Annotated in this window: 10 protein-coding genes and 2 tRNA genes; 1 reads left to right on the forward strand and 11 read right to left on the reverse strand. The window is 64.0% G+C overall.

Annotation, left to right across the window (positions count from 1 at the left end):
• From nuoF to VGV07_RS23525, 10 genes are all read right to left on the reverse strand, one after another.
• Positions 1-1,236 (reverse strand): NADH-quinone oxidoreductase subunit NuoF (gene nuoF / locus VGV07_RS23480; protein WP_326871174.1); only part of this gene is annotated, 1,236 nt, incomplete at its 3' end.
• Complete coding sequence (nuoE, locus tag VGV07_RS23485) at positions 1,236-2,513, reverse strand: NADH-quinone oxidoreductase subunit NuoE (protein ID WP_326871175.1); 1,278 nt, start codon at positions 2,511-2,513, stop codon at positions 1,236-1,238. The genes nuoE and nuoF, both read right to left, overlap by 1 nt.
• Positions 2,513-3,703 carry an NADH-quinone oxidoreductase subunit D gene (locus VGV07_RS23490; RefSeq protein WP_326871176.1) on the reverse strand — a complete coding sequence of 397 codons (1,191 nt, stop codon included), beginning with the start codon at positions 3,701-3,703 and terminating at the stop codon, positions 2,513-2,515. Before VGV07_RS23490 ends, nuoE begins: the two co-directional genes overlap by 1 nt.
• 54 nt (positions 3,704-3,757) lie before the next feature.
• The gene (locus VGV07_RS23495) at positions 3,758-4,123 is read right to left on the reverse strand and encodes a four helix bundle protein (protein ID WP_326871177.1); all 366 of its coding nucleotides are present in this window, start codon (positions 4,121-4,123) and stop codon (positions 3,758-3,760) included.
• 51 nt (positions 4,124-4,174) lie between these two features.
• Positions 4,175-4,783 (reverse strand): NADH-quinone oxidoreductase subunit C, encoded by a 609-nt coding sequence (locus VGV07_RS23500; protein ID WP_326871178.1) that lies wholly within the window; start codon positions 4,781-4,783, stop codon positions 4,175-4,177.
• Positions 4,784-4,791: 8 nt separating this feature from the next.
• Positions 4,792-5,367 carry an NADH-quinone oxidoreductase subunit B gene (locus VGV07_RS23505; RefSeq protein WP_326871179.1) on the reverse strand — a complete coding sequence of 192 codons (576 nt, stop codon included), beginning with the start codon at positions 5,365-5,367 and terminating at the stop codon, positions 4,792-4,794.
• Positions 5,358-5,723 (reverse strand): NADH-quinone oxidoreductase subunit A, encoded by a 366-nt coding sequence (locus VGV07_RS23510; protein WP_055881655.1) that lies wholly within the window; start codon positions 5,721-5,723, stop codon positions 5,358-5,360. Before VGV07_RS23510 ends, VGV07_RS23505 begins: the two co-directional genes overlap by 10 nt.
• Before the next feature lie 289 nt (positions 5,724-6,012).
• A complete protein-coding gene (locus VGV07_RS23515; protein WP_326871180.1) occupies positions 6,013-6,555 on the reverse strand; it encodes a porin family protein in 543 nt (180 codons plus the stop codon).
• Between the two features lie 186 nt (positions 6,556-6,741).
• Positions 6,742-6,818: transfer RNA gene (locus tag VGV07_RS23520), tRNA-Asp, on the reverse strand.
• A 157-nt stretch (positions 6,819-6,975) separates the two neighbouring features.
• Positions 6,976-8,364, reverse strand: coding sequence for an FAD-binding oxidoreductase (locus tag VGV07_RS23525; RefSeq protein ID WP_326871181.1), 1,389 nt, complete (start codon positions 8,362-8,364; stop codon positions 6,976-6,978).
• A 203-nt stretch (positions 8,365-8,567) separates the two neighbouring features.
• On the opposite strand from VGV07_RS23525, the gene VGV07_RS23530 reads away from it, so the two are divergent.
• Positions 8,568-8,643, forward strand: a tRNA-Val gene (locus tag VGV07_RS23530).
• 125 nt (positions 8,644-8,768) lie between these two features.
• Here the strand turns inward: VGV07_RS23530 and VGV07_RS23535 are convergent.
• Positions 8,769-9,044: an HU family DNA-binding protein gene (locus tag VGV07_RS23535; RefSeq protein ID WP_055881846.1), complete on the reverse strand. Its 276-nt coding sequence runs from the start codon at positions 9,042-9,044 to the stop codon at positions 8,769-8,771.
• Between the last annotated feature and the right edge of the window lie 64 nt (positions 9,045-9,108).

Genomic DNA, 9,108 nt, shown 5'->3' on the forward strand with positions numbered 1-9,108 from the left:
GTCGCGGAAGTTGCGGATCAGGCCCTGCACCGGCCAGGCCGCCGCATCGCCGAGCGCACAGATGGTGTGCCCTTCGATCTGCTTGGTCACGTCGAACAGCATGTCGATCTCGCGCTTCTGGGCGCGGCCTTCGACCATGCGCTCCATCACGCGCATCATCCAGCCGGTGCCTTCACGGCACGGCGTGCACTGCCCGCAGCTCTCATGCTTGAAGAACGCCTGGATGCGCCAGATCGCCTTGATGATATCGGCCGACTTGTCGAGCACGATCATGCCGCCGGTGCCGAACGACGACTTCTTCTCGCGCAGCCCGTCGAAATCCATGATGGCGGTGCGCATGTCTTCGCCCCTCACCACCGGACAGGAGGCGCCACCCGGGATGACGGCAAGCAGATTATCCCAGCCGCCGCGAATACCGCCGCAATGCTTCTCGATCAGCTCTTCGAACGTAGCACCGAGCGCATCTTCGAACACCGCCGGCTTGTTCACGTGACCCGAGGCCATGAACAGCTTGGTGCCGGTATTGTTCGGCCGGCCGATGCCGGCGAACCAGGCGCCACCGCGGCGCAGGATTTCCGGGACGACGGCAATCGACTCGACGTTGTTGACCGTGGTCGGGTTGCCATAGACGCCCATCGCCGCGGGGAACGGCGGCTTCAGGCGCGGCTGGCCCTTCTTGCCTTCCAGCGACTCCATCAGCGCGGTTTCTTCGCCGCAGATGTAGGCGCCGGCACCGTGGTGGACGACGATCTCGAAGTCCCAGCCATGGACGTTGTTCTTGCCGATCAACCTGGCGTCATAGGCCTGCTGCACGGCGGCTTCGAAATTCTGCCGCTCGCGGATGAACTCGCCACGAATGTAGACATAGGCGATGTGCGCGCCCATGGCGCGGCCGGCGAGCAGGCAACCCTCGATCAGGTGGTGCGGATCGTGGCGCAGGATCTCGCGGTCCTTGCAGGTCCCGGGCTCGGACTCGTCGGCGTTGACGAGGAGTTGGCTCGGACGGCCGTCATTGACGCCTTCCTTGGGCATGAAAGTCCATTTGAGCGCGGTAGGAAAGCCTGCGCCGCCGCGGCCGCGCAGGCCGGAGCCCTTGACCTCGTTGACGATCCAATCGCGACCGTTGTCGATGAACTTCTTGGTATCCACCCAGCCGCCACGCGCCCGGGCGCCTTCGAGGCCCCAGTCACCGGTGCCGTAGAGATTGGTGAAGATGCGATCCTGGTCAGCGAGCATCAGCGCGGGTCCTTCCCGAACACCTTGCGATATTCCTCGACGCCACCCTTGGCGAGCGCCTTGGCCTGTTTGATCCACTCATCGCGGGCCACCCGGCCCGGGAATGCAAGGTGATCTTCAAGCCGGGCAATATCGACCTTCTTCAGCGCCGCCACCTGGGCCCAGGTGGTGATGCCTATGGCATTGAGCTTGCCCTCGAGCACCGGGCCGACGCCCGCGATCAGCTTGAGGTCATCCGGCTGGCCGGCGGGCGCATCGAACAGCTTTGCACCGCCATCCACGCTGGGCGACACGGCGCTCGCCGGAGCGGGTGCTCGCTTGGCCTTGGTGTCGGTCTTGCCGGCATCGATCTTGCCGGCCGGCGATTCCGCGCCGGTGGCGGTCTCGCGCATCGCCCGGTTGGGCGTGCCATCGGCCTTGGCTTCCGTGTTGGCAGCCTGGCGTTCGGCTTCGGCGGTCGCTGTCGAAAGCTTTACCGGCGACGGCGATTTCAGCGCCGGCGCGGTTTCTTCGGTGGTGGTGTTCTTCCGGCCGGCAGCGGTCGGCTCGGCCGCCTTTGCGGCAGGGGCCGGCGCAGCGGCTGCGGGGGCCGCAGGTGCCGCGCCAGGCGCAGCCGCCGGTGCGGCCGGCGGCGGTGGGAACGGCTTGTAGGTGCGCTTGGCGGTCGGCTTCTCGAGCAGCGTCGTCTGGCCGCCCTCGGCCGCCGCGAACTGCCGTGCGATCTGCGGACCCGGCTTCACGTCGCTGCCTTTGCCGGCGGCGAATTTGTCGAGGATTGCCTCGAAGCTCTCGACCGTCAGGTCTTCGTAGGTGTCGCTGCCGACCATCACCAGCGGGGCGTTGACGCAGGCGCCGAGGCACTCGACCTCTTCCCAGCTCAGCGTGCCCTCGGCATTGGTCTCGAACGGGTTGTGGTTGATCCGGCGCTCGCAGACGTGGCGGATCTCTTCAGCGCCGCGCAGCATGCACGGCGTCGTGCCGCACACCTGGATATGAGCACGCGTGCCAACCGGCTGCAGCAGGAACTGCGTGTAGAAGGTCGCGACTTCGAGAACGCGGATATAGGGCATGTCGAGAAGTTTACCGACCGCCTCGATGGCGGCGCGGCTGACCCAGCCCTGCTGCTCCTGCGCGCGGAACAGCACCGGGATCACGGCCGACTGCTGCCGGCCCGGCGGATACTCCGCCATCTTCTTTTCGGCCCAGGCCTGGTTTTCCTTCGTAAAGGCGAAGGTGGTCGGCTGGACGGCCTCATCTGCTAAACGGCGGACGGACATTACCGGTCGACCTCACCAAACACGATATCGAGCGAACCGAGGATGGCGGCGACGTCGGCCAGCATGTGTCCCCGGCAGAGGAAATCCATTGCCTGCAGGTGCGCGAAACCCGGCGCGCGAATCTTGCAGCGGTACGGCTTGTTGGTGCCGTCGCTGACGAGGTAGACGCCGAACTCGCCCTTGGGCGCTTCGACCGCGGCGTAAACCTCACCGGCCGGCACTTTGTAGCCCTCGGTGTAGAGCTTGAAGTGATGGATCAGCGCTTCCATCGACTGCTTCATCTCACCGCGCTTGGGCGGCACCACCTTGCCGTCGGTCGAGGCCACCGGCCCCTGCCCTTCGGGCGAATTCAGCAGATCGAGCACCTGCTTCATGATGCGGATCGACTGGCGCATCTCGTCCATGCGGACGAGGTAGCGGTCATAGCAGTCGCCGTTCTTGCCGACCGGAACGTCGAACTCGAGCCGGTCGTAGCACTCGTAGGGCTGCGCCTTGCGCAGGTCCCAGGCGTCGCCCGAGCCACGCACCATCACGCCCGAAAACCCCCACTTCCAGGCGTCTTCCGCCGACACCACACCGATATCGGCGTTGCGCTGCATGTAGATGCGGTTGCCGGTCAGCAGTTTTTCGAGGTTGTCGAGGACGAGGAGGAACGGATCGCAGAATGCGCCGATATCGTCGATCAGCGCCTGCGGCAGATCCTGATGCACCCCACCCGGACGGAAGTACGCCGCATGCATGCGGCTGCCTGAAGCGCGCTCGTAGAAGATCATCAGCTTCTCGCGCTCGTCGAACCCCCACAGCGGCGGGGTCAGCGCGCCGACGTCCATCGCCTGCGTCGTGCAGTTGAGCATGTGCGACAGGAGGCGCCCGATCTCGGCATAGAGCACACGGATCAACTGCCCCCGCAGCGGCACCTCGATACCGAGGAGCTTCTCTACTGCGAGGCAGTAGGCATGCTCCTGGTTCATCGGCGCGACATAGTCGAGCCGGTCAAAGTACGGCACGGCCTGCAGGTAAGTCTTGGTCTCTATCAGCTTCTCGGTGCCGCGATGCAGCAGCCCGATATGCGGATCGACCCGCTCGACAACTTCGCCATCGAGCTCGAGAATCAGGCGCAACACACCGTGGGCGGAGGGGTGGATCGGCCCGAAGTTGATGGTGAAGTTTCGGACGTCAACCTCAGACATCGCAGCACTCCGAATAGGCGGCAGTCGGCAATCGGCAGTCGGCAGTCGGTTGCGTCAATCGTTGCGCTCCAGTTGCCGCAGAAGCCCAAGCAGCATGCGTCCGACCGCGTCGCAACTGGCGAGCACCGGCTCGGCCGATTGCGTCTCGATCATTCCCAGTCGCCCCGCGAGAAGAATGTGCGTCTCGAGCTCTTTGAGAGAACCCTGCGCAACTCGAAGGAACTGCACGTACGACCCCTTGCTGTTGCGTCCATAGCCCTCGGCTATGTTCGCCGGTATCGAGGCACCCGCCCGCCGAATCTGCGAGGTCAGTCCATAGACCTCCTCTCGAGGGAAGCCAGTCGTCAGTCGATAGCAGGCTTCGGCCAAATCCATAGCCTCCTGCCAGACACGCAGATCGCGATACGACTCGATCGTCATCAGGCGTGCTCCGCCCCCAAACTACTGCCGATTGCCGACTGCCGACTGCCGTCATTTTGCTTTCTCATCCCCAGGCAGTACGTAATCCGTACCTTCCCACGGTGACAGATAATCGAACTGCCGGAATTCCTGCGGCAGCTTCACCGGCTCATAGACGACGCGCTTGCGCTCTTCGTCGTAGCGAACCTCGACATAACCGGTGGTCGGGAAATCCTTGCGCAGCGGATAGCCGTCAAAGCCGTAGTCGGTCAGCAGCCGGCGCAGATCCGGATGGCCGGTGAACAGGATGCCGAACAGGTCGTAGGTCTCGCGCTCGAACCAGTCGGCGCCCGGGAACAGCCCGGTGATCGACCGCACGGGCTGCGTGTCATCAGTCGAGAGCTTCAACCGCACGCGAAGGTTCTGCTTGGGGCTGAGCAGGTGGTAGATCACGTCGAAGCGCTCTTCGCGCTCCGGATAGTCCACCCCGCATACATCGGTAATGCCGACAAACGCCTCGTGGTCGTGCAGGAACGTCGCAACGTCGATGATCGCGTCACGAGCGATGGTCAGCGTCAGTTCGCCAAAAGCCAGCTTGTGATCGACAATCTTTTCGCCGAGCGCATTACGCGCACGCTCAGCGAGCGCCGCAAGCGGTGAAGGAATGGGGCCGTCGTTCATGGCCGGTCCTAACGTTCGATCGTGCCGGTGCGGCGAATTTTCTTCTGCAGCAACAGGATGCCGTAGAGCAGTGCCTCGGCGGTCGGCGGGCAACCCGGGACATAGATGTCGACGGGCATGACGCGATCGCAGCCGCGCACCACAGAATACGAATAGTGATAGTAGCCGCCGCCATTGGCGCAACTGCCCATCGAGATGACGTAGCGGGGCTCCGGCATCTGGTCGTAGACCTTGCGCAGTGCCGGGGCCATCTTGTTGGTCAGCGTGCCGGCAACGATCAGCACGTCGGCCTGGCGCGGCGAGGCGCGTGGCGCAGTGCCGAATCGCTCGATGTCGTAGCGCGGCATCGACATCTGGATCATTTCCACGGCGCAGCAGGCGAGGCCGGTCTGCATCCACATCAGCGAACCGGTGCGCGCCCAGGTGATGAGCTGCGAGGCCGTCGAAACCAGGAAGCCCTTGTCGGCGAGTTCGGCATTCACGTCCGCCATGAACGGATCGTCGGCGCCGATCGGCTTTTGGGTAGCGGGGTCGATCAGCCCCTTGGGCTGCGGTGCGACCAGAGTTTGTTCACTCAATCCCATTCCAGCGCGCCCTTCTTCCATTCGTAGATGAAGCCGATGGTCAGCACGCCCAGGAAGATCATGACTGACCAGAAGCCGAACCAGCCGACATCACGGAACGCCACGGCCCAGGGGAACAGCAACGCCACTTCGAGATCGAAGACGATGAACAGGATCGACACCAGGTAGAAGCGCACATCGAATTTCATGCGCGCATCGTCAAATGCTTCAAAACCCGCTTCGAACGCCGACACCTTCTCGGGGTCGGGTCGCTTGTAGGCAACGATGAAGGGGGCAACCATGAGGGCCAGGCCGATAACGGCAGCCAGACCGACGAAAATGATGATCGGCAGGTAGTTGCTGAGCAACTCGTTCATTGTGCAGCCTAATGGTCGGGCCGGCTGGAGTGGCCGGCTCGCGCGGCCGGACGGGCGATTTTGGGCCCGCGAGACGACGCGACTTCGTGTGGCACGGGCTTAGCCCACGCCTTAGAGCGATTCAAGGAAAACTAATGTTGACTAGTACGCTCAACTTAGCATCGGCAAACTGGCTGAGACGCCCTGCCCGCAACGGTCCTCCGGCAATCGGCGCCAGTTGAGTGTTCTACTTTCTGCCCGAGCTCTGCAGGTGACACATGGCTCGACGGCGGATGGCCGTCGGATTCGCCTAGAAATGGAACCGCGCGCCGAGGCTGAACTGGTCCTTGGGGTTGCCGCCTTCGAGGTCGAAGCCGCGCAGGTACTGGGCATTGACGGAGATATCGTCGGTCACCGCGTATTCGAGCCCGCCGCCGGCGAGGAAGTCGCGCTCACCGGTGCCGCTGAGCTCCATGCCGTAGCCGGCCGAGGCGTAGGCCAGCAGGTCCTCGGTCACCAGCAGACCACCGCGACCTGTCACCTGACCATAGGCTGTTTCAATGGTGTCCCCGGTCAGCCCGTGGAGGGCCACCTCGCCGCCGACGAGAAAGAAGTCGAACTGCGCATTCACCCCGGCAGCGATTCCCGCGCCGAGTTCAGTGCCACGGGCCGGGTTCGACTGCACCACGCCATAGACGCCGGCATAAAAGCCGCTCCAGTCAAACCCGCTGGCGACTGGGACAGCAACTTCGCTGGTGCCAACCGGCACGGTGATCAGGTCGGAGGCTGTGGCGACGCCTGCCGAGGCCGCCAACAGCGTGCCCAAGAGCATCAATCGCAATGACAGCAGCATGGCCGAGCCTCCGGGATCGCCTCCAACAGATCTAAATGCACATCAGGTCGCGGCGGTTCCGTTGGGGAACTGCTCGTAGGTTAGAAATGTGGTGGGGGGACGGCCATTGCAAGGAGTGAGCATGGCAAACCGGCAGGCACACCGGTTTCGGCCACCAACAGTCTTCAGAAATGTGAAGGAAAAGGGTGGCGCGAGAGACGGGGCTCGAACCCGCGACCTCCGGCGTGACAGGCCGGCGCTCTAACCAACTGAGCTACTCCCGCAGCGCTTGCGAACCAGTCGTCCGCGCAACGTGGCGTCCGTTTAGAGGGCGTGCCGAAGAGTGTCAAGCGCCGAAACCGCGCGCAGCCCATACTTTCTTCCGACTTTTCCACGTCTGCCTGCAAATGCCTTTGCAGACTGGCATTTTTCGTTCCGCTTTCAGCCTTGGCTGTCCGCCGGCCGGATGTTGTGGTTGTGCCGAAAGACGTTATCAGGATCCCACTTGGCCTTGAGGTCACGCAACCGAGCCAGCTTCCTGGCGCCGAACGCCGCGTCGACACGATCCTGCCCCTCGTTGCCGATGTAGTTGAGGTAGACTCGTCCAGTCGACCAGGGTTTCAACACGGCGGCGATCTCCTTGACCCTCGCGGTATTGGCAGCGTTGTCGGCGGGGTTCATCCAGCCGCAGATATAGTGCACATTCCACGGCGCCGTGCGCATGCCAAAGGCCGTGGCCTCCTCATCGACTCGCGACGGCGCTCCCCCACCGGGAACAAGAATAATCGCCGACTGAGGCGATAGCGGCGTCAGGGCGAGCGCCGCATAGGCGTCGATCGCCTCCTCCGGCAGCTCGTTGAGGAAGTCAGCGGTCCAGTAGTTCTGCGAGCCGGGGAAGTTGCCGCCCAGCTTCTGGAACTCCGTATAGGGCATCGGCTGCACCAGGTCGGCTGCCGGCGGACCGAAGGCGCGCAGCGGCGCCAGCACCGTGGCGCCCTGCTCCATGTCACCGGCAAAAATCACCTGCACCACGACGATGGGTTTGCCCCGTGCCGGCTCGGGTACGAACGGCGCATCCGGCGCGGTGGTGAAGGCCATGCCGATGCCCACCTCGTCGGGCGCCGTGCGGATAAAATCCCGCATGTGGCGCAGCACCGCCCCGGCCATCGGCGCGGGATACATCAGTGCGCCGGCGAGGACGATCGGCCCAAGCTGGTGGAGCCTGAAGTGGAACGCCGTGACGATGCCGAAGTTACCGCCGCCGCCGCGCAGTCCCCAGAACAGGTCTGGGTTCTCGGTGTCCGACGCGATGACCTGACGGCCATCGGCGGTCACCACCTCGGCCGAGATCAGGTTGTCGCAGACATAGCCGAACTTGCGCTCCAGCCACCCGCTGCCGCTGCCGAGCGACAAACCGGCGATTCCGGTCGTCGGGTTGCGCCCACCCGTCAGCGCCAGCCCATGCCGGGCAGTAGCGGCGTCGAACTCGCCCCAGTTGAGGCCGGCCTCGGCACGGCATGTCCGCGCCACCGGGTCGATCCGGATTTCCTTCATCCCGCGCAGGTCGATACAGATGCCGTCATCGCAGACGGCCGAGCCGGTAACGGCATGGCCGCCACCGAATACAGACACCGGCAGTCCCTTGCTGCGCGCCAGACCGAGGGCCAGCACCACGTCGTCGGCGCTGCTGCAGCGCGCAATGACTGCCGGCCGGCGATCGATCATGCCGTTGTAGACGCGTCGCGCTTCGTCATAGTCGGCGTGGTGTGGGTGGATGAGGCTGCCCGAGAAACCGGGCAGTTCGAATCGGCTTACCTCGGCAATCGACATCGAGCCCTCCCTGGCTTTCGTCCGACAAACCGTCGCATAGCGAGGCCATTCTACAGGGGGATGATGCAACGGCACAGCCAGATTCAGCGCCACGGGTTGACGGCCTGTCGCCGAGACCCTAGTTAGTGCGCCTTCGTCGCGCCGGGAGGTCAGTGTCTGCTGATCCCCAGGGGTCGCCAATGGTGACCCGTTAGGTTGTCGACGGGCGGTTAGCTCAGTTGGTAGAGCATCTCGTTTACACCGAGAGGGTCGGCGGTTCGAGACCGTCACCGCCCACCATTCCTCCACCCAGCCATACGTGCAGCCGTGCCACCAATGGGCAACGCCCCTGCCCCGTGCCGAAAAGCAAATGGCCCCGGCGACGAGCGCACGGGGCCATGTGGTCTATCGACCGAAGCGCGTTCTTAGTTGATCGCGTCCTTGAGGCCCTTACCGGGCTTGAACTTGGCCTGGTTGGAAGCCGGGATCTTGATCTCGGCGCCCGTTGCCGGGTTGCGGCCGATCGAGGCCTTGCGCTTGGAAACCGCGAACGTGCCGAAACCGACCAGACGAACTTCCTCGCCCTTCTTCAGCGAAGCGGTGACAGCGTCGAACACGGCATCAACAGCCAGTGCAGCGTCGGCCTTGGTCAGGCCCGCCTTGTCGGCGACGACGCCGATCAGATCGTTCTTGTTAGACATAGCGTTTCCTCACTGTGGGATGCCCGCCCTTTGGAGGCGAACCAAAACGCCGTGACCCTTCTTC

Origin of the sequence: Devosia sp. (genome assembly GCF_035944845.1) — a bacterium.
Classification (GTDB): Bacteria; Pseudomonadota; Alphaproteobacteria; order Rhizobiales; family Devosiaceae; genus Devosia_A.